This window comes from Gemmobacter aquatilis (assembly GCF_900110025.1).
GTDB lineage: Bacteria > Pseudomonadota > Alphaproteobacteria > Rhodobacterales > Rhodobacteraceae > Gemmobacter > Gemmobacter aquatilis.
In genome coordinates this window covers 144,312-168,671 of record NZ_FOCE01000006.1, presented here as the reverse complement: position 1 = coordinate 168,671, position 24,360 = coordinate 144,312, and the positions used below count along the sequence as shown (strand labels likewise).

22 protein-coding genes are annotated in these 24,360 nt (G+C 65.2%); 17 read left to right on the top strand and 5 right to left on the bottom strand.

The genetic code is table 11. The features are described from left to right. Positions 1-35: 35 nt before the first annotated feature. The 5 genes from BMX43_RS12240 to BMX43_RS12220 are packed head-to-tail and all read left to right on the top strand — an operon-like array spanning position 36 to position 7,062. Positions 36-1,949 (top strand): extracellular solute-binding protein, encoded by a 1,914-nt coding sequence (locus BMX43_RS12240; RefSeq protein WP_091301753.1) that lies wholly within the window; start codon positions 36-38, stop codon positions 1,947-1,949. A 16-nt stretch (positions 1,950-1,965) separates the two neighbouring features. Beyond that, positions 1,966-3,132 carry a microcin C ABC transporter permease YejB gene (locus BMX43_RS12235; RefSeq protein WP_091301751.1) on the top strand — a complete coding sequence of 389 codons (1,167 nt, stop codon included), beginning with the start codon at positions 1,966-1,968 and terminating at the stop codon, positions 3,130-3,132. 3 nt (positions 3,133-3,135) lie between these two features. After that, positions 3,136-4,242 carry an ABC transporter permease gene (locus BMX43_RS12230; protein ID WP_091301749.1) on the top strand — a complete coding sequence of 369 codons (1,107 nt, stop codon included), beginning with the start codon at positions 3,136-3,138 and terminating at the stop codon, positions 4,240-4,242. Further along, positions 4,239-5,822 (top strand): ABC transporter ATP-binding protein, encoded by a 1,584-nt coding sequence (locus tag BMX43_RS12225; RefSeq protein ID WP_091301747.1) that lies wholly within the window; start codon positions 4,239-4,241, stop codon positions 5,820-5,822. The genes BMX43_RS12230 and BMX43_RS12225 overlap by 4 nt, the downstream gene beginning before the upstream one ends. 10 nt (positions 5,823-5,832) lie before the next feature. Then, positions 5,833-7,062: a glycosyltransferase family 4 protein gene (locus BMX43_RS12220; protein ID WP_091301745.1), complete on the top strand. Its 1,230-nt coding sequence runs from the start codon at positions 5,833-5,835 to the stop codon at positions 7,060-7,062. A gap of 90 nt (positions 7,063-7,152) precedes the next feature. On the opposite strand, the gene hemN is transcribed toward BMX43_RS12220, so the two are convergent. Continuing rightward, positions 7,153-8,508, bottom strand: a complete 1,356-nt coding sequence (gene hemN / locus BMX43_RS12215; protein ID WP_091301743.1) for an oxygen-independent coproporphyrinogen III oxidase — start codon at positions 8,506-8,508, stop codon at positions 7,153-7,155. 60 nt (positions 8,509-8,568) lie between these two features. Between hemN and fnrL the strand changes: the two genes are divergently transcribed. Continuing rightward, positions 8,569-9,315: a transcriptional regulator FnrL gene (gene fnrL / locus BMX43_RS12210; protein WP_091301741.1), complete on the top strand. Its 747-nt coding sequence runs from the start codon at positions 8,569-8,571 to the stop codon at positions 9,313-9,315. A gap of 205 nt (positions 9,316-9,520) precedes the next feature. On the opposite strand, the gene BMX43_RS12205 is transcribed toward fnrL, so the two are convergent. Further along, complete coding sequence (locus BMX43_RS12205) at positions 9,521-10,363, bottom strand: universal stress protein (protein ID WP_091301739.1); 843 nt, start codon at positions 10,361-10,363, stop codon at positions 9,521-9,523. A 204-nt stretch (positions 10,364-10,567) separates the two neighbouring features. Between BMX43_RS12205 and ccoN the strand changes: the two genes are divergently transcribed. Genes ccoN through ccoP form a run of 4 tightly spaced genes read left to right on the top strand, consistent with a single transcriptional unit; the run spans position 10,568 to position 14,011 of the window. Next, a complete protein-coding gene (gene ccoN, locus BMX43_RS12200; RefSeq protein ID WP_091301737.1) occupies positions 10,568-12,166 on the top strand; it encodes a cytochrome-c oxidase, cbb3-type subunit I in 1,599 nt (532 codons plus the stop codon). Between the two features lie 14 nt (positions 12,167-12,180). Next, on the top strand, positions 12,181-12,906 hold the full coding sequence (gene ccoO / locus BMX43_RS12195; protein ID WP_091301735.1) for a cytochrome-c oxidase, cbb3-type subunit II: 726 nt from the start codon (positions 12,181-12,183) through the stop codon (positions 12,904-12,906). Positions 12,907-12,916: 10 nt separating this feature from the next. After that, on the top strand, positions 12,917-13,123 hold the full coding sequence (locus BMX43_RS12190; protein WP_091301733.1) for a cbb3-type cytochrome c oxidase subunit 3: 207 nt from the start codon (positions 12,917-12,919) through the stop codon (positions 13,121-13,123). A 3-nt stretch (positions 13,124-13,126) separates the two neighbouring features. After that, entirely contained in the window at positions 13,127-14,011 is an 885-nt protein-coding gene (gene ccoP, locus BMX43_RS12185; RefSeq protein WP_091301731.1) for a cytochrome-c oxidase, cbb3-type subunit III, read from the top strand. 70 nt (positions 14,012-14,081) lie between these two features. Here the strand turns inward: ccoP and BMX43_RS19825 are convergent, their stop codons facing one another. Beyond that, on the bottom strand, positions 14,082-14,231 hold the full coding sequence (locus tag BMX43_RS19825) for a hypothetical protein (protein WP_175482104.1): 150 nt from the start codon (positions 14,229-14,231) through the stop codon (positions 14,082-14,084). Positions 14,232-14,330: 99 nt separating this feature from the next. On the opposite strand from BMX43_RS19825, the gene BMX43_RS12180 reads away from it, so the two are divergent. After that, a complete protein-coding gene (locus BMX43_RS12180) occupies positions 14,331-15,218 on the top strand; it encodes a LysR family transcriptional regulator (protein WP_091301729.1) in 888 nt (295 codons plus the stop codon). 131 nt (positions 15,219-15,349) lie between these two features. On the opposite strand, the gene BMX43_RS12175 is transcribed toward BMX43_RS12180, so the two are convergent. Further along, complete coding sequence (locus BMX43_RS12175; protein WP_091301727.1) at positions 15,350-16,036, bottom strand: DUF2270 domain-containing protein; 687 nt, start codon at positions 16,034-16,036, stop codon at positions 15,350-15,352. Between the two features lie 270 nt (positions 16,037-16,306). Between BMX43_RS12175 and ccoG the strand changes: the two genes are divergently transcribed. From ccoG to ccoS, 4 genes are read left to right on the top strand one after another with little or no spacing between them, the layout of a single operon-like run. Continuing rightward, positions 16,307-17,752, top strand: a complete 1,446-nt coding sequence (gene ccoG, locus BMX43_RS12170; protein ID WP_091301725.1) for a cytochrome c oxidase accessory protein CcoG — start codon at positions 16,307-16,309, stop codon at positions 17,750-17,752. 3 nt (positions 17,753-17,755) lie between these two features. Further along, the gene (locus BMX43_RS12165) at positions 17,756-18,211 is read left to right on the top strand and encodes a FixH family protein (RefSeq protein ID WP_091301723.1); all 456 of its coding nucleotides are present in this window, start codon (positions 17,756-17,758) and stop codon (positions 18,209-18,211) included. A 3-nt stretch (positions 18,212-18,214) separates the two neighbouring features. Further along, on the top strand, positions 18,215-20,455 hold the full coding sequence (locus BMX43_RS12160) for a heavy metal translocating P-type ATPase (protein WP_091301721.1): 2,241 nt from the start codon (positions 18,215-18,217) through the stop codon (positions 20,453-20,455). A gap of 2 nt (positions 20,456-20,457) precedes the next feature. Beyond that, positions 20,458-20,616, top strand: coding sequence for a cbb3-type cytochrome oxidase assembly protein CcoS (gene ccoS, locus BMX43_RS12155; protein ID WP_091301719.1), 159 nt, complete (start codon positions 20,458-20,460; stop codon positions 20,614-20,616). A 177-nt stretch (positions 20,617-20,793) separates the two neighbouring features. Here the strand turns inward: ccoS and hemC are convergent, their stop codons facing one another. Beyond that, complete coding sequence (gene hemC, locus BMX43_RS12150) at positions 20,794-21,738, bottom strand: hydroxymethylbilane synthase (RefSeq protein WP_091301717.1); 945 nt, start codon at positions 21,736-21,738, stop codon at positions 20,794-20,796. Positions 21,739-22,039: 301 nt separating this feature from the next. Between hemC and hemE the strand changes: the two genes are divergently transcribed. Both hemE and BMX43_RS12140 read left to right on the top strand, forming a co-directional pair. Beyond that, positions 22,040-23,077, top strand: coding sequence for a uroporphyrinogen decarboxylase (hemE, locus tag BMX43_RS12145; protein WP_091301715.1), 1,038 nt, complete (start codon positions 22,040-22,042; stop codon positions 23,075-23,077). A gap of 78 nt (positions 23,078-23,155) precedes the next feature. After that, on the top strand, positions 23,156-24,358 hold the full coding sequence (locus BMX43_RS12140) for an aminotransferase-like domain-containing protein (RefSeq protein WP_091301875.1): 1,203 nt from the start codon (positions 23,156-23,158) through the stop codon (positions 24,356-24,358). Positions 24,359-24,360: the final 2 nt, after the last annotated feature.

Genomic DNA, 24,360 nt, shown 5'->3' with positions numbered 1-24,360 from the left:
GCCGCAGCAAACCGGCCCAGGCACAGGAGCCCCGCATGACCCGAACCGCCCGCGCGCAGACCGCCCGCCTTTCCCGTCAGGCCGGGGTCCGGCCATGGCTCGGGGCGGGGATGGCGCTGCTGGCGCTGGGGCTTGGCGCCACGCTGGCGCGCGCCGAAGAAAAGGTCATCGTGGCCCACGGCATCTCCACCTTCGGCGATCTGAAATACCCTGCCGATTTCAAGCATCTGGATTACGTCAACCCCGATGCCCCCAAGGGCGGCGAGATCAGCGAATGGACGATGGGCGGCTTTGATTCGATGAACCCCTTCTCGGTCAAGGGCCGGGCCGGGGCGCTGTCGTCGATCATGCTGGAAACCCTCCTTGCGGGCACCGCCGACGAGATTGGCGCCGCCTACTGCCTGCTGTGCGAAACGCTGGAATATCCCGAAGACCGCTCTTGGGTGATCTTCAACCTGCGCCCAGAAGCGACATTCTCGGACGGCACACCGCTGACCGCCGAGGATGTGGCCTTTTCCTTCCACACCTTTCTGGAAAAGGGCCTGACCGATTTCCGCACTGTCTTTGGTCAGCAGGTGGAAGGCGTCGAAATCCTTGGGCCGCACAAGGTGAAATTCACCTTCAAGCCCGGCATCCCGACCCGCGATCTGCCCGCCGATGTCGGCGGTCTGCCGGTGCTGTCGAAAGCGCAGTTCGACCGCGACAAGCTGGACCTCGAAGAAAGTTTCCTCACGCCCTATATCGGCTCCGGCCCCTATATGTTCGACCGGATGGAGACGGGCCGCACGCTCGTCTTCAAGCGCAACCCTGATTACTGGGGCAAGGATCTGCCGCTGATGAAGGGCACGGCGAATTTCGACACGCTGCGCCTTGAATATTTCGCCGATGGCTCGGCGGCGTTCGAGGCGTTCAAATCCGGCGCCTATACCTTCCGCAACGAAAACTCGGCCAAGCAATGGTCCACCTCCTATGACTTCCCGGCGGTTGGCGCGGGGCATGTGGTGAAGGCCGAACTGCCCAATGGCACCAAGGCCTCGGGGCAGGGCTTCCTGTTCAACCTGCGCCGCCCGCATCTGCAAGATCCGAAGGTGCGCGAGGCGATGGGCCTGATGTTCAACTTCGAATGGTCGAACAAGACGCTGTTCTACGGGCTGTATGCCCGGATCAATTCGGTCTGGGAAAACTCGTGGCTGGCCGCCACCGGCGCGCCCTCGGCGGAAGAACAGGCGATCCTGAAACCGCTGGTGGACGAGGGGCTGCTGCCCGCCAGCATCCTGACCGACGACCCCGTGATGGCCCCGGTGTCGGGCGACCGGCAACTGGATCGCGGCAATCTGCGCAAAGCCTCGGCCCTGCTGGACGAGGCCGGTTGGGCCGTCGGCCCGGACGGGCTGCGCCGCAATGCCAAGGGCGAGGTTCTGAAACTGTCGATCCTGAACGACGATCCGGCCTTTGACCGCGTGATCAACCCCTATGTCGAAAACCTGCGCGCGCTGGGCGTCGATGCGGTGAACACCCATGTCGATCAGGCGCAGATGGAAAGCCGCACCCGCCCGCCCGCCTATGATTTCGACATGATCGTCGGCAATGCGCGGTCGGGCTATTTCTCGGGCTCGGAACTCAAGCAATATTACGGGTCGGAAACCGCCGATGTGTCGGCCTTCAACCTGATGGGGCTGAAGAACCCGGCGGTGGACAAGCTGACCGAGGTGGTTCTGGCCGCCAAGACCAAGGACGAGCTGACCGTGGCCACCATGGCGCTGGACCGCGTGCTGCGCGCGCAGCGGTTCTGGGTGCCGCAATGGTTCAAGAACACCCACACGGTTGCCTATTTCGACATGTATGAACACCCCGAAACCCTGCCCCCCTATGCGCTGGGAGAGATGGATTTCTGGTGGTATAACCCCGAAAAGGCCGCTGCGCTCAAGGCTGCGGGCGCGTTGAAATAAGGGCCAGAATACTCCTATGGGAGCTTACATCCTCCGCCGGATCCTGCTGATGATCCCGACGCTGTTCGGGATCATGCTGATCAACTTCACCCTTACGCAATTCGTGCCCGGTGGCCCGGTCGAACAGGTGCTGGCGCGGCTGGAAGGTTCGGGCGATGCGTTTTCCTCGATTTCCGGCAGCGGCGGCGATGCCGGGGCCGGGGCCGAGCAGGCGGGCGAGGCGGGCGGCGATTCGGGCTATATCGGCGGGCGCGGGTTGCCCCCCGATTTCATTGATGATCTGGAGGCGCAGTTCGGCTTTGCCCGTATCGTCTGCGCGCCGGGCTATACCGGCCCCGCCACCACCAAATCGCCCGAATGTCACAAGGAACCCATTCCGCTGCTGGAACGGTTCGGCATCATGATGGGCAACTACCTGCGCTTCGATTTTGGCGAAAGCTATTTCCGGTCGATCGGCGTGGTCGATCTGGTGCTGGAAAAGATGCCGGTGTCGATCAGCCTCGGCCTGTGGTCGACGCTGATCGCGTATCTGATTTCCATCCCGCTGGGCATCCGCAAGGCGGTGAAGGACGGGTCTTCCTTCGATACATGGACCTCTGCCGCGATCATCGTGGGCTATGCCATCCCCGGCTTTTTGTTCGCCATCGTGCTGCTGGTGGTGTTCGCGGGTGGGTCATACTACCAGTGGTTCCCCCTGCGCGGCCTGACCTCGGACAATTGGGAGAGCCTGAGCCTGCCCGCCAAGGCGCTGGATTACGCGTGGCACATGGCGCTGCCGGTCATCGCCTCCACCATTTCCAGCTTTGCCACGCTGACGCTGCTGACCAAGAACAGCTTTCTTGATGAAATCCGCAAGCAATATGTGATGACCGCCCGCGCCAAGGGCCTGTCGGAATCGCGCGTGCTCTATGGCCATGTGTTCCGCAATGCCATGCTGATCGTCATCGCAGGCTTCCCGGCGATCTTCATCAGCGTCTTCTTCGGCTCGTCGCTGATCATCGAAACCATCTTCTCGCTCGACGGTCTGGGCCGGCTGGGGTTCGAGGCGGCGGTGGCGCGCGATTATCCGGTGCTGTTCGGCACGCTGTTCATCTTTGGCCTGATGGGGCTGGCCGTCGGCATCCTGTCGGATCTGATGTATGTCTGGGTCGATCCCCGCATTGATTTCGAGCGGAGGGGCTGATCCATGGCACTTTCCCCGCTCAACCAGCGCCGCTGGCGCAATTTCAAGGCCAATCGCCGCGCCTATTGGTCCTTGATGATCTTCGCCCTGCTGTTCGGCGTGACCCTGTTTGCCGAGCTTCTGGCCAATGACAAACCCCTTCTGGTCAGCCACAAGGGCGAGTTTTACACGCCCTTCCTGAAATTCTATCCCGAAACCGCCTTCGGGGGCGATTTCCAGACCGAGGCGACCTATCGCGACCCCGAGGTGCAATGCCTGATCGTCGCCCAAGGGTCCGAGGCCTGCTGGGATGACCCGGAAGGCGTGCTGGCCGAGGCGCAAACCGGCAGCGTCGCAGGCCAGCCCATCACCCCCGGCTGGATCGTCTGGGCGCCGATCCCCTACAGTTTCACCACGATCAACGACATTGGCGGCGCGGCACCGTCGGCCCCCGATGCCAGACACTGGCTGGGCACCGATGACACCGCGCGCGACGTGCTGGCGCGGGTGATCTATGGCTTCCGCCTGTCGGTCGCCTTCGCGCTGATCGTCACGGCGCTGACAAGCGTGATCGGCATCGCGGCGGGGGCGGTGCAGGGCTATTTCGGCGGCTGGGTGGATCTGGTGTTCCAGCGCGTGATCGAGATCTGGGGTGCCACGCCCACGCTTTACGTCATCATCATCGTCGGTGCGATCTGGCAGATGAGCTTCTGGATGCTGATCGCGCTGATGGTGGTGTTCGGCTGGACCTCGCTGATCGGCGTGGTGCGGGCCGAATTCCTGCGGGCGCGCAACTTTGAATATGTCCGCGCCGCCCGCGCCTTGGGGGTGAAGGATCGCGTCATCATGTTCCGCCATGTGCTGCCCAATGCCATGGTCGCTACGCTGACCATGATGCCCTTTCTGGTCACCGGCGCCATCGGCAGCCTGGCCGCGCTGGATTTTCTCGGCTTCGGCCTGCCCGCCTCGGCGCCCTCGCTGGGCGAGCTGACCCAACAGGCCAAGCAGAACCTGCAAGCGCCCTGGCTGGCCTTCACCGCCTTCTTCACCTTCGCCCTGATGCTGTCGCTGCTGGTCTTCATCTTTGAAGGCGTGCGCGATGCCTTCGACCCGAGGAAAACCTTTCAATGAGCGTCCTCGCCGTCGAAAACCTGAACATCCGCTTCCGGCAGGACGGGCGCGAGATCCATGCGGTGAAGAATGTCAGCTTCACCGTGGGCAAGGGCGAAACCGTGGCGCTGGTGGGCGAAAGCGGCTCGGGCAAATCGGTCACCGCGCTGTCCACCGTGGCGCTGCTGCCCGATTCCGCGCAGATCAGCGGCTCTGTCACCTATAGCGGCACCCAGATGATCGGCGCGCCGGAACCCGCGCTGCGCCGCATCCGGGGCAATGACATCAGCTTCATCTTTCAAGAGCCGATGACCTCGCTCAACCCGCTGCACACCATCGAACGGCAGTTGGGCGAAAGCCTTGCCCTGCATCAGGGGCTGAAAGGGGCGGCGGCGCGCGCCCGCATCCTCGATCTGTTGAACAAGGTCGGCATCCGCGATGCCGAAAGCCGCCTGACCGCCTATCCGCACCAACTGTCAGGCGGGCAGCGTCAGCGGGTGATGATCGCCATGGCGCTGGCCAATGGCCCCGAACTGCTGATCGCCGATGAACCCACCACCGCGCTGGATGTCACCATTCAGGCGCAGATCCTTGATCTGCTGGCCGACCTGAAAGCGCGCGAGGGGTTGAGCCTGCTGTTCATCACCCATGACCTTGGCATCGTGCGTCGCATCGCGGATCGTGTCTGCGTGATGCAGGGCGGCGAGATCGTCGAACAAGGCCCGGCGGCGGACATCTTCGCCAACCCGCAGCACCCCTATACCCGCAAACTGCTGGCGGCCGAGGCCAAGGGCCTGCCCGATCCGGTGCCCGCTGCCGCGCCGGAAATCCTGCGCGCCGATCATCTGAAGGTCTGGTTCCCCATCCATAGCGGGCTGATGCGCCGGGTCAGCGGCCATGTGAAGGCGGTGAACGATGCCAGCCTGTCGATCCGCGCCGGGGAAACGCTGGGCATCGTGGGCGAAAGCGGCTCGGGCAAGACCACGCTGGGGCTGGCGCTGCTGCGGCTGATCCCGTCTGAGGGTGGCATCGCCTATCTGGGCCGCCCGATCACGGCCACCGGCGGCGCCGAACTGCGCGCCCTGCGCCGCGACATGCAGATCGTGTTCCAAGACCCTTACGGCAGCCTGTCGCCCCGCATGACGGTGGAACAGATCATCGCCGAAGGTCTGGGTGTGCATGGCGTCGAACCGGGCCGGGACCGGCGGCAGATGGTGGCCGAGATCATGGCCGAGGTGGGGTTGGACCCCGCCGCGATGGGCCGCTACCCGCACGAATTTTCCGGCGGCCAGCGCCAGCGCATCGCCATTGCCCGCGCCATGATCCTGCGCCCGAAATTCGTGGTGCTGGACGAACCCACCTCGGCGCTGGACATGACGGTGCAGGTGCAGATCGTCGATCTGTTGCGCGATCTGCAACGCAAATACGGCCTCGCCTATCTGTTCATCAGCCATGACTTGCGTGTGGTGCGTGCACTGTCGCACAAGGTGATGGTGATGCGGAACGGCGATGTGGTCGAGGCGGGCGACAGCCGCGCGATCTTTGACGCGCCGCAGACCGATTACACGAAAACCCTGATGGCCGCAGCATTTGGCGGCTGAAAGGCCCTTGATGAAAATCCTGTTCGTTCACCAGAACTTTCCCGGCCAGTTCCTGCATCTGGCCCCGGCCTTGCAGGCGCGCGGCCATGACTGCCTGGCCCTGACCGATGCCACCAACACGCGGGCCTCGGCCATTCCGGTGGTGAAATACAAGCACACCGCCACCGCCCCCGATCCCGCCGCCTGCCGCCTTGGCCGCAACTACACGCAGATGAGCGACCGGGGCGTGACCGTCGCCCGCGCTGCGCTGCAACTGCGTGAAAAGGGCTATATCCCCGATGTGATCTTCGGCCATTCCGGCTGGGGCGAGACGCTGTTCCTCAAGGAAGTCTGGCCCGAGGCGAAGATGCTGGTCTATGCCGAATTCTACTACAAGGGCCGCGGCGCCGATGTCGGCTTCGATCCCGAATTCGACAAGCCGTCTTTCGATCAGGTGATGATCTCGCAGGGCCGTGCCGCCCATCTGGGGCAGGCGCTGGTCCATGCCGATGCGGGCCTGTCGCCCACCCGCTGGCAGGCCAGCACTTACCCGCCCGTGCTGCGCGAGCGGATCGAGGTGATCTTCGACGGGGTGAACACGCAGGTGATGAAACCCGATCCCGCCGCCACCGTCACCCTGCCGAACGGGCGGGTGCTGAAGGCGGGCGACGAGGTGCTGACCTTCGTGAACCGCAATCTCGAACCCTATCGCGGCTATCACACCTTCATCCGCGCCCTGCCGCATGTGCTGGCCGAACGGCCCGAGGCGCAGGTGGTGATCGTCGGCGGCGATGATGTCAGCTATGGCCGCAAACCCGCCGCAGGCCAAAGCTGGAAAGAGCTGTTCCTGTCGCAGGTGCGCGACCGGCTGGATCTTGGCCGCATCCATTTCCTCGGCAAGGTGCCTTACCCGACCTTCGTCAGCCTGATGCAGGTCAGCCGCGTCCACGCCTATCTCACCTATCCCTTCGTGCTGAGCTGGTCGATGCTGGAGGCGATGGCGGCGGGCTGTTTCGTCATCGGGTCGCGCACCGCCCCGGTGCAGGAACTGATCGAGGATGGGGTGAATGGCCGTCTGGTGGATTTCTTCGATGTCGAGGGCTGGGGCAAGATGATCACCCGCGGCCTCGCCTCGCCGGGCCGCTTTGCCGATCTGCGGGTGAAGGCGCGCGAGACGATTCTGAAAGGCTATGACCTTGAAACCGTCTGCCTGCCCCGCATGATCGACTGGGTGGAAGGTTTCGGCCCGAGCCGGGCCTGACAGGGGGCCTGACAGGGCAGGGGCCCAATCCGCAAATGAAACGGGGCGCGGCCCTCCTCGGCCACGCCCCGCAAGCCTCAGATGCGCCGGTCAGATCGCGGCGGAGTGCTGGGCCTTTGTCTGGTCATAGGCATCAAACGCCCGCGCGATCATCCGGGTCAGCGGTCGCGCCACCGGCGGGATCACCAGCGCCTCGGGCGTCACCTGCACCATGGGACCGAACTGCGCCTGTACGCGGGCGAACATCGCCTCCAGCCCCGCCTCTGTCGCGCCGAAATCGCGCAACATCTCGGCCCGGTTCACCCGGAAGTCACACATCAGTGCCTCGATGATGCGCCCGCGCAGCTTGTCCTCGGCACTGAACACATGGCCGCGATGGGTGGTGAACTGCCCGGCCCGCACCGCCTTGGTGTAATCCGAAGTGCCCGAGACATTCTGCGCATAGCCCTGCGGAAAGCGCGAAATGCTCGATGCGCCCAGCCCCACCAGAATCGGCGCCGTATCGTCGGTATAGCCCTGAAAGTTGCGCCGCAGGTGGCCGCTGCGCGCCGCCACTGCCAAGCCATCCTCGGGCCGCGCGAAATGGTCGATGCCCACCGCCTGATAGCCATCCCATTCAAACAACTGCGCCGCCGTCTCGAACAGGCGCAGCCGCTCCTGCGGGGTCGGAATCGTGTCCGACGGGATCATCTGCTGGCGTCGGCTCATCCACGGCACATGGGCATAGCCATACAGCGCCACCCGGTCGGGCGACAGGCTCAGCAATTTCTGCACGCTGTCGGAAATCCGCGCCTGTGTCTGATGCGGCAGCCCATACAGAATATCCGCGTTCAGGCTTTTCACCCCCCGCTCGCGAATCATCTCGGCCACCTGCCGCGTCAGCTCATAGGGCTGAATCCGCCCGATGGTGCGCTGGATCTCCGGGTCGAAATCCTGCACCCCGATCGAGGCGCGGTTCATTCCCGATGCGGCCAGCGCATCCAGTCGCGCGCCATCCACCTCGTCCGGGTCGATCTCGACCGAGAACTCGGCCCCCTCGGCCAGCGGCACCGCGTCAAACACTGTGGCCGCCAGATCGCGGATCATGTCCGGCCCCAGCAGCGTCGGCGTGCCGCCGCCCCAATGCAGCCGGCTCAGCCGCACCCCCGGCGCCAGATGCCGCTTCAGCAGTGCGATCTCGGCTTTCAGCGTCTCGACATAGGCCAGAACCGGCGCATCGCTGGATGTGCCCTGCGTGCGGCAGGCACAGAACCAGCACAAGCGGCGACAGAACGGCACATGCAGATACAGCGAAATGGCGGCACCCGCCGGAATCGCTTCGATCCAGCCTGCGAAAAGAGAAGGGCTTACGGTGCTTCCGAAATGTGGTGCCGTGGGGTAACTTGTATACCGTGGCACACGCGCATCAAAAAGACCGAGCCGCGTGAGTTGCGATTCAGTGTCCATCCGCGTAACTTACCAAGGACAGCACGCAAAGCCTTGACCCAGATCAAACAGGAAGCGCCAATGCCGATGCAGGAGATGCAGATCGCCCATCACGACTGCGGCGATTGCCCGATCCGCCATCGCGCGGTCTGTGCCCGCTGCGAAGCGGACGAGCTGACAGCGCTGGAGCAGATGAAATACTATCGCTCCTATCAGGCGGGCCAGACGGTGATCTGGTCGGGCGACCGGATGGATTTCGTGGCCTCGGTGGTCACCGGGATCGCCACGCTGACCCAGACGATGGAAGACGGGCGCCGCCAGATGGTGGGTCTGCTGCTGCCATCCGATTTTCTGGGCCGCCCCGGCCGCACCACCGCCGCCTATGATGTGACGGCGACCACCGATCTGGTGATGTGCTGTTTCCGCAAGAAGCCCTTTGAAGACCTGATGCTCGCCACGCCCCATATCGGCCAGCGCCTGCTCGAGATGACGCTGGACGAGCTTGATGCCGCACGCGAATGGATGCTGCTGCTGGGCCGCAAGACCGCGCGCGAAAAGATCGCCTCGCTGATCGCCATCATCGCACGACGCGACGCCACACTGCGGCTGAAGGCGCCCAAGGGCGCGCTGGTGTTCGATCTGCCGCTGACGCGCGAGGAAATGGCCGATTATCTGGGCCTGACGCTGGAAACCGTCAGCCGCCAGATCTCGGCGCTGAAACGCGACGGGGTGATCGTGCTGGATGGCAAACGCCACGTCACCATCCCCGATTTCGACCGCCTGCTGGAAGAGGCGGGCGATGACAGCGATGGCGGGATGCCCGGCTGACGACCCGTCGCAGGGGGGGGCGCTGACCCCGCCGCGCCTTCCGCGCGACTCCCCCGGGATATTTTTCAGGATAAAGGAAGCGGCCAACTTCATCTTGGCCCAAAATATCCCCGCCGGAGGCCTTTGAGGCGCGCGCCCGTCAGGGCGGGCGCCGAGGCAAAAGCAGGGCGCGGCCCGCAAGGGCCGCGCTCCGCAGGATGACAGATCAATGGGCGAGGAAGACCGGGGTTTCCGCCTGTTCCAGCATGTTGCGGGTGGCACCACCCAGAATCGCCTCGCGGAAGCGCGAATGGCCGTAAGCCCCCATCACCAGCATCTCGCCATTCACATCGCGCATATGCCGCGCCAGCACGTCGGAAATGCGCGGCATCGACCGGGCCAGCACCGATACTTCGGCCTTCACCCCGTGGCGCACCAGCATCTGGCACAGCATCCCGCCGGGGTCCGAGCGTTCCGGCCCGTGCTGCGGCGGGTCGATCACCGCGATATTGACCATCTGCGCCGCCTGCAGGAAGGGCAGGGCGGCGCGCACCGCCACCATCGCCTCGCGGCTCTGGTTCCAGCCGATGACAATGCGGCTGGGCAGGGCAGGGGCCTCGGTGCCGGGCAGCACCAGAACCGGCGTCTGCCCCTCGAACATCGCGGCTTCCACCACGGCCTCGGCCTCGGTGCTTCGGCCCTTGCCATAGGGTTTGGGCAGCACCACCAGATCGGCAAAGCGCGCCCGGCGCGCCACCAGTTCGGTCAGGGCGCCGATCTGGCTTACCGCGCCCTCCACGCTCCAGCGCAGATCGAAGGGCTGCTCCGCAGCGGCGGCGCGCACGGCAGCCTCGGTCTCGCGGGCTTCCTCTTCGGCGCGTTCCATGGCGACCTGCAGCAGCACCCCGCTGCCCCCGACATAGGAATAGCCGACCTGGGTCCGGTCGATGCCCAGTGCCAGAATATCAAGATGCGCATCCAGGGCGACCGCAAGCCGCCCCGCCGCCGCGACGGTGGCGGCGGCCTCGGCGGCCGAAGTGACGACAGTGCTCAGCGTCTTGTAAGCCATGGCAGAATCCTCCGCTGCTTTGAGTATAGCGCAAACATATCTCTGCGGCTCAACTTGCCGCATTGACCTCGATCAATTCCCGGCGTCCCATTGCTTGACATGGATCAAGGCCACCGGGCCACGCTTCTGCGAAAGCGAGACTGTCAAAAAGCGCCTGAGCGGCTCTCTCACGAGTCGCATCAGGCCAGGACGAAGGGACGCAAAATGTGGGATTACGTTAAGTTGATCGTGCTTGGCGTGATTGCGGTCTGTGCCGCGATCGCCGCCAATTACGCGCATGATCTGGCCTATATGGTGAACGCAATCGTCGTCATGCTTGCGGCTGGCATCACCTTTCTTTGGGTGCTCCGCCACACGGATGAACCGGCGAAAGCCTCTACCGCTGAATATAACGACGGCGTCGTGCGCGCCGGCGTGATCGCAACGGCCTTCTGGGGCGTTGTCGGTTTCCTCGTGGGGGTGGTGATCGCCTTCCAGCTCGCCTTCCCGTCGCTGAACATTCCCGGCGTCGAAGGCATCCTGAACTTCGGGCGCCTGCGTCCGCTGCATACCTCGGCGGTGATCTTCGCCTTCGGGGGCAATGCGCTGATCATGTCGGCCTTCCACATCGTGCAGCGCACCTGCGCAACGCGGCTCTGGGGCGGTGGTCTGGGCTGGTTCGTGTTCTGGGGCTGGCAGCTGATGATCGTGCTCGCCGCAACCTCCTATGTGCTGGGTGGCACACAGGGCAAGGAATATGCCGAAACCGTCTGGTATATCGACATCTGGATCACCGTGGTCTGGGTGGCCTTCCTGCTGACCTTCCTCGGCACGCTGATCATGCGCAAAGAGCCGCATATCTATGTGGCGAACTGGTTCCTGCTGTCGATGATCGTCACCGTGGCGATGCTGCACCTTGTGAACAACCTCGCGATTCCGGTCAGCGTGTTCTCGTCGAAATCCGTCTCGCTGTTCTCGGGCGTGCAGGATGCGATGACGCAATGGTGGTATGGCCACAACGCCGTGGGCTTCTTCCTGACCGCCGGCTTCCTGGGCATGATGTACTACTTCGTGCCGAAACAGGCCGAACGCCCGGTGTTCAGCTACAAGCTGTCGATCATCCACTTCTGGGCGCTGATCTTCCTGTATATCTGGGCCGGTCCGCACCACCTGCACTATACCGCGCTGCCGGAATGGGCTTCGACGCTGGGCATGGTGTTCTCGATCATGCTGTGGATGCCCTCCTGGGGTGGCATGATCAACGGTCTGATGACGCTTTCGGGCGCCTGGGACAAGCTGCGCACCGATCCGGTCATCCGCATGATGGTGGTGTCGGTCGGCTTCTACGGCATGTCCACCTTCGAAGGCCCGATGATGTCGATCAAGGCGGTGAACTCGCTGAGCCACTATACCGACTGGACCATCGGTCACGTCCACTCCGGCGCGCTTGGCTGGAACGGCATGATCACCTTCGGCGCGCTGTATTTCCTGACGCCGCGCCTGTGGAACCGCGATGGCCTTTACTCGCTGAAGCTGGTGTCCTGGCACTTCTGGCTCGCCACCATCGGCATCGTGCTCTACGCCTCGTCGATGTGGGTGACCGGCATCATGGAAGGCCTGATGTGGCGTGAAGTGGATGCCAACGGCTTCCTCGTGAACGCCTTCGCCGATACCGTGGCCGCCAAGTTCCCGATGTATGTGGTGCGTGGTCTGGGTGGCGTGATGTTCCTCACCGGCGCATTGATCATGTGCTACAACCTGTGGATGACCGTCCGCGCGCAACCTGCCAAGGTTTCCGCCGGTTCGGCTGTCCCGGCTGAATGAGAGGAGGGAAAACAATGGCTTTCCTCGACAAACACAAGGCAATCGAAACCCATGCCACGCTGCTGCTGGTCCTCTCCTTTCTGGTGGTGACCATCGGCGGTCTGGTGCAGATCGTGCCGCTGTTCTATCTCGAAAACACCATCGAGAAGGTTGAAGGGGTCCGCCCCTACAGCCCGCTCGAACTCGCCGGGCGCGAAATCTACATCCGTGAAGGCTGCTATGTCTGCCACAGCCAGATGATCCGTCCGATGCGGGACGAGGTCGAACGCTATGGCCATTACTCGCTGGCGGCGGAATCGATGTATGACCACCCGTTCCAGTGGGGGTCCAAACGCACCGGGCCGGATCTGGCCCGTCTGGGCGGTCGCTATTCGGATGAATGGCATGTTCAGCACCTGATCAGCCCGCAGTCCGTGGTGCCGGAATCGGTGATGCCGAAATATGCCTTCCTGATGGATAACGAAATCGACGCCCGCTATATCGGCGATTCGATGGGGGCCAACCGTCTGGTCGGCGTGCCCTACAGCGACGAGATGATGGCCTCTGCCGCCGAAGATTTCGCCGCTCAGGCCGATCCGAATGCCGATACCGAGGGCCTGCTGGCCCGCTATCCCAAGGCGCAGGTGCGCAACTTTGACGGCCAGCCCGCGCTGACCGAAATGGATGCGCTGATTTCCTACCTTCAGGTGCTGGGCACGATGGTCGATTTCTCGACCTTCATTCCCGACCCGAACCGTTAAGGAGGGGGCAATGGATACCTATTCTTTCCTGCGCCACTTTGCCGATAGCTGGATGCTGATCCTGATGACGGCGCTGTTCGTGGGGGTTGTGCTTTATGCCTTCCGCCCCGGCAGCCGCAAGGTTCAGGAAGAAGCCGCCACCTCGATCTTCCGCAACGAAAAGCGCCCCGCGCCCGACGTTGCGGGATCGGCCAGCCGCAAAATCAAGGAGGCGTAAACCATGTGCGCCAAGCAAGTGAAAAAGCCGGGTGAAGTTCCGACCACGGGTCACGAGTGGGATGGCATCCGGGAATATGACAACCCGATGCCGCGCTGGTGGCTGTATACCTTCTATCTCTGCATCATCTGGGGGATCGGCTACACCTTCTTCTACCCGGCCTGGCCGCTGGTCTCTTCGGCGACGCAAGGCCTGTGGGGCACCGAGGTTGCAGGCGACACCCGTCTGGCCGTGGCAGCCGAAATCAAGCGGTTCGACGATGCGAATGGCCCGATGAAGGCCAAACTCGTCGCCACCGACCTGACGCAGATCACCGCAGACCCGGAACTGGACGGCTATGCCAAATCGGCAGGGGCGGCCACGTTCAAGACCTTCTGCGCCCAGTGCCATGGGGCAGGGGCGGCGGGTCAGGCGGGCGGCTATCCGAACCTGCTGGACGATGACTGGCTCTGGGGCGGCGATATCGAGGCGATCCACACCACGATCACCCACGGGATTCGCAACACCACCGATGCCGACGCCCGCTACTCGCAGATGCCGGCCTTCGGCACCGACGGGCTGCTGGAACCGGCGCAGATCGGCGAAGTGGTCGAATATGTCCTGCAGATCTCGGGGCAAGAGCATGACGCCACGCTGGCGGCGGCGGGGGCCACGGTGTTCACCGACAACTGCGCCGCCTGCCATATGGAAGACGGCTCGGGCGATCGGGCGCAGGGCGCACCGAAGCTGACCGATGCGGTCTGGCTCTATGGTGGCGACCGGGCGACGATCACCGAAACCGTCACCAAGGCGCGGTTCGGCGTGATGCCGAACTGGAACGCCCGCCTGTCGGAAGACCAGATCCGCGCCGTGGCGGTTTATGTCCACGGTCTGGGCGGCGGCGAGTAAGCCGCAGCCGACCCTGAAAACACGAAAGGCCCCCGGACCATCCGGGGGCCTTTTTCTGTGCCCGCCACGCTCAGCGCCCGCGCGGATCGGCCTGCGCGCCATGCCGTTCGCGCCACAGGTTTTCCTCTTCCTGCCGCCGCTGCTCCACAATCCGCTCGCGCTCCTGCTGCGGATGCAGCCGTGCGGCAACCAGCAGGCTTTGTGCAATAATCCCTAACATGACAGTCTCCTTCAATCTCACTTCATGCCTTGAATATCGCGCAAATCGGCGCAACCTGCGACTCAGCGATTCTTGCCTCATGTAAGCACAGGTTTCAGGATGGACTGGCGCGGCTTTCCCCCGCTTTCGGCGCTGCGCGCTTTTTCGGCCTTCGCCGCCGCCGCCTCGCTGGAACAGGCCGGGGCGCGGATCGGCGTCACCCATGCCGCGATCGGCCAGCAGATCCGCACGCTGGAGGCGCATCTGGGCCTGTCGCTGGTGGATCGCGGTGGCCGGCGCCTGACCCTGACCGCCGATGGCCGCCGTCTGGCCGAGGTGCTGGAGGCGGGCTTTGGCCAGATCGCCGCCACGCTGGCCGAACTGACCGGCGCCGATGAAACCCGCCCGCTGCGCATCACCACCACGCCCGCCTTCGCCTCGGGCTGGCTGATGCCGCGCCTGCCGGATTTCCGCGCCCGCCACCCCGGCATCGACCTGATGATCGACCCGGCCTCGGACCTGCGCGAGATCGGGCGCGAGGCCGACATCGCCCTGCGCTATGGCAATGGCGACTGGCCGGGGCTGGAGGCGGTGCTGCTGCTCAGCACCCCCATCGCCATCGTCGCCGCACCGTCGCTGGTGCCGCCCGGCGCGCCGCTGGATGTGGCGCATCTGGCCAGCCTGCCGTGGTTGCAGGAACTGGGCACCACCGAGGCCACCGCCTTTCTGGAGGCGCATGGCCTGACCCGGCGCCATGGCGTCGGCATGGTGTCGCTGCCCGGCAACCTGATGCTGGATGCCGCGCGCGACGGGCAGGGGGTGGCGGTGATCGCCCGCGCCTTTGTCGAGGCCGATCTGGCCGCAGGCCGCCTGCGCCTCTTGCAACAGGATCAGGACCGCGAGGGCTATTTCATGGTCACCCGCCCCGGCCCGCTGCGCCCGGCGCTGCGGGCCTTCTGCCAGTGGCTGCTGCGTCAGGCTGCCGCAGGGGGAAAGCGCGCCACTTGATTCAGGTCAAGGCGCAGCCCCGCCCCTGCCGCCATAAACAAGAGGTCCAGGCCCAAACCGGGACACAAGGCATCGCTGCCCCATCCTGTTCGCGCGTTTCCTGGGGGCGGCGATGCCTTCCTTTCCCCCCCTTACCCCATCGACGATCCGCGCCCGCCACCGCGAATGCGGCTGCGCTGCGCATCCTTGCGCGTGACCCAGATCGCCAGCCCGGCCCAGGTCACAATATACACCGCCCCCAGCGCCAGAATCACCTCGCCCGGGATCGGCCCGATGTCCGCCCGCGTCACGAAATCATCCAGACTGGCCACCGGCACCGGATGCACCATCAGCTTGCCACAATAGGCCAGCGACTGGATCAACAGGATCCACATGTAATTGCTGCGCACCCGCCGCGCCACCGCCACCATATAGCTGACATGGTATTGCGGCTTGCTGTAATCCTCGGCCAGCACGCGCTGCCAGTCGTCTTCGGTGTGCAGATCGCCGTCGATCAGCATCGGCACATAGAAATGCGTCTCGATCCAGCGCGACCGCGCCCGCCAGACGTTGAAATAGCGATAGCGCCGGGCTTCCAGCGCCAGAAAGAACAGGATCAGCACCCCCACCAGCACCAGCGGCAAGGGCGAGGCCCCGGCAGAGCTGTAGGTGATCGACAGCGCCACCCCCAGCGTGACCACCGACCAGTTGGTCGTGGTGTCCAGCCGGGTGCGCCACACGGTCGAACGATAGACCTCGCCCCGGTAAAGATGCGCCAGCGCCCCGATTTCAGCGGCGCTGAATTCCTCGGCGGCGCAGGATTTGCGCTTGTCGGTCATGTCCCCTCCCTGATCCGGCCGTCTGCTGCGGCCTTTCCCCGCAGGATGTCAGCCGCATTGCCCCCGGTCAAAGCCCGGATGCGACTTTTTTCACCGTTTCCTGTATGATCGGGCGCAGGTCGCACCGGTCCTCTGTCCTGTCGCGCGATATGCCGCATCGCTTAGGTGTATCGGGGATGCGATTTTGATGCAGGTCAAGGCGCGGGCCCCGCTCAAGCCCGATACCAGCCCCAGACATGTGAATTAGAATTCGCCAGCCGGAGTCCATCCGTGACAAGCCCAGATACCGAACCCCACTCGCTTTACGCCGCGCGCGAACCCATCTTCCCCCGTCGGGTGAAGGGGGCGTTCCGCACGCTCAAATGGTGGCTCATGGCCCTGATGCTGGGGGTCTACTACCTCGCCCCCTGGATTCGCTGGGATCGCGGCCCGGCCCTGCCCGATCAGGCGGTGCTGATCGACATGGCCAACCGGCGCTTCTTCTTCTTCATGATCGAGATCTGGCCGCACGAGTTCTACTTCGTGGCGGGCCTGCTGATCATGGCGGGGCTTGGTCTGTTCCTGTTCACCTCTGCCGCAGGCCGGGTCTGGTGCGGCTATGCCTGCCCGCAAACGGTGTGGACCGATCTGATGATTCTGGTCGAACGCTGGGTCGAGGGCGACCGCAACGCCCGTCTGCGCCTGCACCGCCAGAAATGGGATTTCGAGAAGTTCCGCAAACGGATGGTGAAATGGGCGCTCTGGCTGCTGATCGGCGCGGCCACCGGCGGCGCCTGGGTGTTCTACTTCACCGATGCCCCTGCGCTGCTGCGCGACCTGCTGACCGGCAATGCCCATCCCATCGCCTACACCACCATCGGCGTGCTGACCGCGACCACCTTCCTGTTCGGCGGCTTCTTCCGCGAACAGGTCTGCATCTATGCCTGCCCCTGGCCGCGCATTCAGGCCGCGATGATGGACGAAGACACGCTGACCATCGGCTATCGTGAATGGCGGGGCGAGCCGCGCGGCAAGCTGCACAAGGGGCAGGTGGCCGAAGGGCAGGGCGACTGCATTGATTGCATGGCCTGCGTCAATGTCTGCCCGATGGGCATCGACATCCGCAACGGCCAGCAACTCGCCTGCATCACCTGCGGGCTGTGCATCGACGCCTGCAACGACACGATGGACAAGATCGGCCGCCCGCGCGACCTGATCGGCTATATGGCGCTGACCGATGAGACCGCCGAACGGGCCGGCAAGGCACCGAAATCGGTGTGGAAACACGTCTTCCGCCCGCGCACCATCCTGTACACCACGCTCTGGGCCGGGGTGGGCATCGCGCTGGTCGTGGCGCTGTTCATGCGCTCTGACATCGACATCAACGTGACGCCGATCCGCAACCCGCTGTTCGTCACCCTGTCCGACGGCTCGATCCGCAACACCTATGACATCCGGCTGCGCAACAAGCTGGGCGAGGCGCGCGATTTCAAGATCACCGTCACCGCCGAAGACGATCACGGCACCCCCGATCTGGCGCTGCGCATCGAAGACAGCGATGATAACGTGATCAGCGTGCCGGCCAACGAAACCCTCTCGACCCGCGTCTATCTGGAGGCTCCGGCCGACAGCCATGCCGCGAAAGAAGACCGCACCGGGATCCGGCTTTGGGTGGCGGATGACAATGGCGCGACACGGGTCCACCATGACACCGTGTTCAACGGGAAAGGCGACTGAACCATGGGCGAAATCACCGGCCGCAAGGTGCTTGTCTTCACGACCGGGGCCTTTGCAATCATCATCGCAGTGAATGTTCTGATGGCCTACAAGGCCATCAGCACCTTTCCGGGGCTGGAGGTGGCAAATTCCTACGTCGCCTCGCAAACCTTCGACAAGGAGCGTAAGGCGCAAGAGGCATTGGGCTGGACGCTGCGCCCCGATTACGCACCGCAAACCGGGCTGCAACTTGCCTTCACCGATGCTGCGGGCCAACCCGTCGCCGTCCGCGATCTGTCGGTTCTGGTCGGGCGCAGCACCGAGGCGTCGGATGACCGCACGCCGCAATTCGTGCGCGAGGCCGGGGTCTATACCGCGCCGGTACAACTGGCGCCCGGCAAATGGATGCTGCATGTCACCGCCCGCGCCGAAGACGGCACGCTGTTCCAGCAGCGCCTTGATCTGTTCGTGAAGGGCTGACCCATGTCCGTGGCCGAGCGTCTGCCCCTGTCCCCGCAACCCTTCCCCGAAGCGGCGGTTGATTACGGCCATGTCGGACCCTCGGCCTGCCCGGCCTGCGCCGTGGCGCCTTCGGCCGAACGGCTGGCCGAACTCTCTGCCCCGCATGAGGCACGCCTCATGCTCTCGATCCCCGCCGCCCATTGCGCCGCCTGTATCTCCACCGTCGAATCCGGGTTGGCGCGGCTGCCCGGCGTCCGCTCGGCCCGTGTCAACCTGACGATGAAGCGCGTCTCGGTCGAGGCCGATCCGACGGTCGAAGCCGCCACCCTGATCGACGCGCTGAAAGGCGTGGGGTATGAGGCGTATGAACTGGACGCAGGTCTGCTGTCCGCCACCGAAACCGACAAGCAGGGCCGCGACCTGCTGATGCGGCTGGGCGTTGCCGGGTTTTCGATGATGAACGTCATGCTGCTCTCGGTTGCCGTCTGGTCCGGGGCAGGGGACGCGACGCGCGATCTGTTCCACTGGATTTCCGGCGCCATCGCCTTGCCGACCGTGGTCTTTGCCGGGCAACCCTTCTTCAAATCCGCCTGGGCCTCGCTGCGCGTGGGTCGGCTGGGCATGGATGTGCCGATCTCGCTGGCGCTGATCCTCGCCTCGTCGATCTCGCTGTATGAGACGATGAATTCCGGCCATCACGCCTATTTCGACGCAGCGGTGATGCTCAGCTTCTTCCTTCTGGCGGGCCGCTATCTCGATCACCGCACCCGCGCCGTCGCCCGTTCTGCCGCCGAAGAACTCGCCGCGCTGGAGGTGCCGCGCGCCACCCTGCTGCGCGACGGAGAAGAAACCGTGGTGCCGATTTCCGAACTCGCCGTGGGCGATCTGGTGCGCGTCCGCCCCGGCGGGCGGATGCCGGTGGACGGCATCGTGACTGACGGCACTTCGGAGATTGACCGCTCGCTGCTCACCGGCGAAAGCCTGCCCGCCTGGGCCGGGCCAGATACCCCCGTCAGCGCGGGCGAGGTGAACCTCACCGGCCCGCTGACCCTGCGCGTCACCGCCGCCGGGCGCGATTCGAGCCTGCATCGCATGGCCGATCTGGTCGCCATCGCCGAAAGCGCCAAGACCCGCTACACCAGTCTCGCCGAACGCGCGGCACGGCTTTACTCGCCCTTGGTGCATATCCTGTCGTTCAGCGCCTTTGGCTTCTGGATGTGGAAAACCGGCGGCGACCTGCGCTTTGCCATCAACATTTCGGCGGCAGTGCTGATCATCACCTGCCCCTGCGCCCTTGGCCTCGCGGTGCCTGCCGTTGTCACCGCCGCCTCGGGCCGCCTGTTCCGCAAGGGCCTGCTGATCAAGCACGGCACCGCGCTGGAACGTCTGGCCGAGGTGGACACCGTGGTGTTCGACAAGACCGGCACCCTGACGCTGGGCACGCCCGAACTGACCAACCTCGCCGCCCACCCAAGGCAGGCCGCCGAGGTCGCCATGGCCTTGGCCGCCGCCTCGTCGCATCCACTGGCCATGGCGCTGTCACAAGGCGCCCGCGCCGCAGGCCTGCACCCCGCCCCGGTCACCGATCTGCGCGAAGTGCCGGGATACGGGGTCGAAGGCGTCTGGCGCGGCCAGACCGTGCGGCTGGGCCGCGCCGGTTGGTGCAAGGCCGACCCGCTGGCGGTCACCGCCACCTATCTTTGCCTCGGTGAGGGCAAACCCCGCGCCTTCACCTTCACCGACCGCCTGCGCCCCGGCGCCGCCGATCTGGTGACCGCGCTGCAAAAGCAGGGCAAGCAGGTGCGGCTGATCTCGGGCGATACCGAAGGGGCGGTGGCTGATCTCGCCACGCGTCTGGGGATTGCCGACTGGACGGCAGGCGCGCTGCCCGCCGAAAAGGCCGCGCTGGTCGCCGATCTCTCGGCGCAGGGCCGCCGTGTGCTGATGGTGGGCGACGGGCTGAACGACACCGCGGCACTGGCCGGGGCACATGTCTCGATCTCGCCCGCCTCGGCGCTGGACGCGGCGCGCACCGCCTCTGACATCGTGCTGCTGGGGCAGGATATGGCCCCGATCGCCGACGCCCTGCGCATCGCCACGCAATCGACCCGCCGCATCAAGGAGAATTTCGCCATGTCCGCCGCCTATAACGTGGTCGCCGTGCCCTTGGCGCTGGCAGGCATGGCCACACCGCTGGCCGCCGCGCTGGCCATGTCGCTCTCCTCGATCAGCGTCTCGCTGAACGCGCTGCGGCTGAAATAGTCATGGAAATCCTGACCATCCTCATCCCGGTTTCGCTGTTTCTGGGCGGCGTCGGCCTCGTGGCCTTCTTCTGGGCGCTGAAAAAGGGCCAGTTCGACGATCCGCAGGGCGATGCCAACCGCATCCTGACCACCGATTACGACGACAAGCCGAAGCCCTGAACCGACCCGTCGCCGGGGGGCTGTCTGCCCCCCACGCGCCTGCGGCGCTCCCCCCGAGGATATTTAGATACAGAAAATATAGCGGACGCGCGCCTTTTCTACATTTTCTGTTTCTAAATATCCTCGGGGGTGAATTGGCCAAAGGCCAAGAGGGGGCAGAAAGCCCCCTGCCTTGCCTTAACGCCAGTCGAAAAACCCTTTGGGCGCCTGTGCCAGCAGCCGTGCCGCCAGATCGCGGCCCAGATCGGCCGCGTCGGCAATCGCGCCGCGCGCCTCGCCCGCAATCACTTCGGACCCGTCGGGGCGCAGGATCTCGCCGCGCAGCCAGATCGCATCGCCCTCCAGCACCGCCAGCCCGGCAATCGGCGTCTCGCACGATCCGTCCAGCGCCGCCAGATAGGCGCGCTCTGCCGCCAGCCGATGCCCGGTCGGCCCGTCATGGATCGCCGCCAGCAGCATCGCCGCCCGCCCATCCGCCGCGCGCCGTTCGATCCCGATGGCGCCCTGCGCCACGGCGGGCAGCATCTCCTCCGGCGCGATGGCCGACCGCGCCACCGCCGCCATGCCCAGCCGGTTCAGCCCGGCCATGGCAAGGAAGGTCGCCACCGCCACGCCGTCCTCCAGCTTTTTCATCCGCGTCTGCACATTGCCGCGAAACTCCACCAGCCGCAGGTCCGGGCGCCGATGCGCCAGTTGCGCCCGCCGCCGCAGGCTGGACGAGCCAACCACCGCGCCCTGCGGCAGATCCGCCAGCCGCGCCACCCCGGGCGAGACGAAGGCATCGCGCACATCCTCGCGCGGCAGATAGCAATCCAGCAGCAGGCCGTCCGGCTGCGCCACCGGCATGTCCTTCATCGAATGCACCGCGATGTCGATGGCGCCCGCCCCCAGCGCCTCTTCGATCTCTTTGGTGAACAGCCCCTTGCCGCCGATCTCTTTCAGCGGCCGGTCCAGCACGCGGTCGCCGGTGGTCTTGATCACCACGATCTCGAACGCCGCGTCCGGCAGATCGAAGGCCGCGCGCAGGCGGCTGCGGGTCTCGTAGGCCTGCGCCAGCGCCAGAGGCGAGCCTCGGGTGCCGATCTTGAGCGGTTCAGCGGGGGAGGGAAGGGCATGGGTCATGCGACGTGCTTAGCCAAGCCCGGCCCGCCTTGCAACGGGTCAGGCGTCGCAGGGGGCTTTGCCCCCGCCGGGCCTGCGGCCCGACTCCCCCAGGATATTTCAGAACAGAAAATGCAAAAAGGCGCCTGCCATTTTCTGTTTGAAACTGTCCTGGGGGTCAGCCTGCGGTTCGCCATCGGTTCAAGAACCGCTGGTTGGCGGGGCAAAGCCCCCGGGGGGCGGGCCGGGCGCGGCGACACCCTGCCGCGCTTGACTTATCGCGCGCTCCGGTCAAGTCAGGGGCAACTGGAAAGGGACGCCCATGACCGACAAACTGATCCTCCGCGCGCTCAAGGGCGAAACCCTGCCGACCCCGCCGATCTGGATGATGCGTCAGGCCGGGCGCTATCTGCCGGAATACCGCGCCACCCGGGCGCAGGCCGGGGATTTCCTGTCGCTGTGCTACAATTCCGAACTGGCGGCCGAGGTCACGTTGCAGCCGATCCGCCGCTATGGCTTTGACGCGGCGATCCTGTTTGCCGATATCCTGCTGATCTGCCAGGCGCTGGGCGCCGATCTGTGGTTCGAAACCGGCGAGGGCCCGCGCCTGTCCACCATCACCAGCCCCGCCGATCTGGCCGCGCTGAAACCCGCCACCGCGATCCATGACCGGCTGGCGCCGATCTATGAAACCGTCCGCCTGCTGGCGCGCGACCTGCCGCGCGAGACCACGCTGATCGGCTTTGCCGGCGCGCCGTGGACCGTTGCCACCTACATGATTGCCGGGCGCGGCACCAAGGATCAGGGCCCGGCCCATGCGCTCAAGGCCGCCGACCGCGCCACCTTTGCCGCGCTGATCGACCTGATCACCGAGGCGACCATCGACTATCTGTCGGAACAGGTGAAAGCCGGGGCCGAGGTGGTGAAGCTGTTCGACAGTTGGGCGGGCAGCCTGAAGGGCGAGGATTTCACCGATTTCGCGGTGAAACCCACCGCCCGCATCATCGCCGAACTCAAGGCCCGCCACCCCGGCCTGCCGATCATCGCCTTCCCGCGCGAGGCGGGGCAAGGCTATATCGGTTTCGCCAAGGCCACCGGCGCCGATTGCGTGGCGATTGACAACTCGGTCAGCCCCGCCTGGGCGGCAGCGCATGTGCAGGTCGATGGCTGCGTGCAGGGCAACCTTGCTCCCCATCACATGGTCACCGGCGGCGAGGCGCTGGTGCGCGAAACCCGCGCCGTGGTCGAGGCGTTCCGCGGCGGCCCGCATATCTTCAACCTCGGCCATGGCATCACCCCCGATGCCGATCCCGAAAACGTGACGCTGATGATCGAGACGGTGCGCGCCAGCCGCCCCTGAAATCAGGTCAGGCCTGTTGACTTAAATCGCGTCCGGATGCAGGGTCTGGCGCGATTTGGCCGACAGGAGGGGCTGGGGATGCAGTGGACAGAAGTGCTCGCCACGCGCAACACGCGCATGAAGGCGTCAGAGATCCGGGAGCTGCTGAAGCTGCTCGATCAGCCGGACATCATCTCTTTCGCGGGCGGCATCCCCGACCCGGCGCTGTTTCCGGTGCAGGCGTTCCGCGATGCCTTTGCCGAAGCGCTGGCCGATGGGCAGGCGGCGGCCGCGCTGCAATATTCTGTGTCCGAAGGCTATCGCCCGCTGCGCGACTGGATCGCCGAGGAAATGGGCAAGATCGGCATTCCCTGCGGCGCCGACAACATCCTCATCACCTCCGGCTCGCAGCAGGCGCTGGATTATCTGGGCAAGCTGATGCTGTCGCCCAATGATACCGCGCTGGTCGGCTGGCCCACCTATCTGGGCGCGCTGGGCGCCTTCAACGCCTATGAGCCGCGCTATGACCGGCTTGATCCCCTGGGCAACCGCAGCGCCGACAGCTTTGCCGAGGCTGCCGCCGCCGCCGGGGGCCGGGTGAAGTTCGCCTATCTCTCGGTCGATTTCGCCAATCCCACAGGCGAAACATTGGCCCGCGCCGCGCGGGAAGCGGTGCTGGATCTGGCCGAACAGCTCGACATCGCGGTGATCGAGGATGCCGCCTATCAGACCCTGCGTTTCGATGGCGAAGCGATCCCGCCGATCCTCGCGCTGGAAATCGCCCGCAAGGGCAATATCGAGGCGTGCCGCACGCTCTATTGCGGATCGTTCTCGAAATCCCTCGCCCCCGGCCTGCGCGTCGGCTGGATCTGCGGCGCCAAAGAGGTGATCTCGCGCCTCGTGCTGATGAAACAGGCCGCCGACCTGCATTCCGCCACCACCAACCAGATCGTCACCGAAAAGGTCGCCCGCGCCGGGTTCGATGCCCATGTCGCCAAACTGCGCGAGGTCTACAGCGCCCGGCGCGATCACATGCTGGCGGCGCTGGCGCGCGAAATGCCCGACGGCGTGCGCTGGACGCAGCCGGAAGGTGGCATGTTCGTCTGGCTGACCCTGCCCGAAGGCATGGATGCCGCCGACCTGCTCGCCCGGTCTCTGGCGACCGAGCGGGTGGCCTTCGTGCCGGGCCGCGCCTTCTTTGCCGATGGATCGAACGGCAATACCCTGCGGCTCAGCTTCTCCTGCGCCGACGAGGCCGCGATTGACGAGGGCATCAAGCGGCTGGGCCGGTTGCTGCGCTGACC

Excerpts from the sequence above, each read along its gene's own strand:
- BMX43_RS12240 (WP_091301753.1), top strand. The coding sequence starts at position 36 with ATGACCCGAACCGCCCGCGCGCAGACCGCCCGCCTTTCCCGTCAGGCC.
- BMX43_RS12235 (WP_091301751.1), top strand. The coding sequence starts at position 1,966 with ATGGGAGCTTACATCCTCCGCCGGATCCTGCTGATGATCCCGACGCTG.
- BMX43_RS12230 (WP_091301749.1), top strand. The coding sequence starts at position 3,136 with ATGGCACTTTCCCCGCTCAACCAGCGCCGCTGGCGCAATTTCAAGGCC.
- BMX43_RS12225 (WP_091301747.1), top strand. The coding sequence starts at position 4,239 with ATGAGCGTCCTCGCCGTCGAAAACCTGAACATCCGCTTCCGGCAGGAC.
- BMX43_RS12220 (WP_091301745.1), top strand. The coding sequence starts at position 5,833 with ATGAAAATCCTGTTCGTTCACCAGAACTTTCCCGGCCAGTTCCTGCAT.
- hemN (WP_091301743.1), bottom strand. The coding sequence starts at position 8,508 with ATGGACACTGAATCGCAACTCACGCGGCTCGGTCTTTTTGATGCGCGT.
- fnrL (WP_091301741.1), top strand. The coding sequence starts at position 8,569 with ATGCCGATGCAGGAGATGCAGATCGCCCATCACGACTGCGGCGATTGC.
- BMX43_RS12205 (WP_091301739.1), bottom strand. The coding sequence starts at position 10,363 with ATGGCTTACAAGACGCTGAGCACTGTCGTCACTTCGGCCGCCGAGGCC.
- ccoN (WP_091301737.1), top strand. The coding sequence starts at position 10,568 with ATGTGGGATTACGTTAAGTTGATCGTGCTTGGCGTGATTGCGGTCTGT.
- ccoO (WP_091301735.1), top strand. The coding sequence starts at position 12,181 with ATGGCTTTCCTCGACAAACACAAGGCAATCGAAACCCATGCCACGCTG.
- BMX43_RS12190 (WP_091301733.1), top strand. The coding sequence starts at position 12,917 with ATGGATACCTATTCTTTCCTGCGCCACTTTGCCGATAGCTGGATGCTG.
- ccoP (WP_091301731.1), top strand. The coding sequence starts at position 13,127 with ATGTGCGCCAAGCAAGTGAAAAAGCCGGGTGAAGTTCCGACCACGGGT.
- BMX43_RS19825 (WP_175482104.1), bottom strand. The coding sequence starts at position 14,231 with ATGTTAGGGATTATTGCACAAAGCCTGCTGGTTGCCGCACGGCTGCAT.
- BMX43_RS12180 (WP_091301729.1), top strand. The coding sequence starts at position 14,331 with ATGGACTGGCGCGGCTTTCCCCCGCTTTCGGCGCTGCGCGCTTTTTCG.
- BMX43_RS12175 (WP_091301727.1), bottom strand. The coding sequence starts at position 16,036 with ATGACCGACAAGCGCAAATCCTGCGCCGCCGAGGAATTCAGCGCCGCT.
- BMX43_RS12165 (WP_091301723.1), top strand. The coding sequence starts at position 17,756 with ATGGGCGAAATCACCGGCCGCAAGGTGCTTGTCTTCACGACCGGGGCC.
- BMX43_RS12160 (WP_091301721.1), top strand. The coding sequence starts at position 18,215 with ATGTCCGTGGCCGAGCGTCTGCCCCTGTCCCCGCAACCCTTCCCCGAA.
- ccoS (WP_091301719.1), top strand. The coding sequence starts at position 20,458 with ATGGAAATCCTGACCATCCTCATCCCGGTTTCGCTGTTTCTGGGCGGC.
- hemC (WP_091301717.1), bottom strand. The coding sequence starts at position 21,738 with ATGACCCATGCCCTTCCCTCCCCCGCTGAACCGCTCAAGATCGGCACC.
- hemE (WP_091301715.1), top strand. The coding sequence starts at position 22,040 with ATGACCGACAAACTGATCCTCCGCGCGCTCAAGGGCGAAACCCTGCCG.
- BMX43_RS12140 (WP_091301875.1), top strand. The coding sequence starts at position 23,156 with ATGCAGTGGACAGAAGTGCTCGCCACGCGCAACACGCGCATGAAGGCG.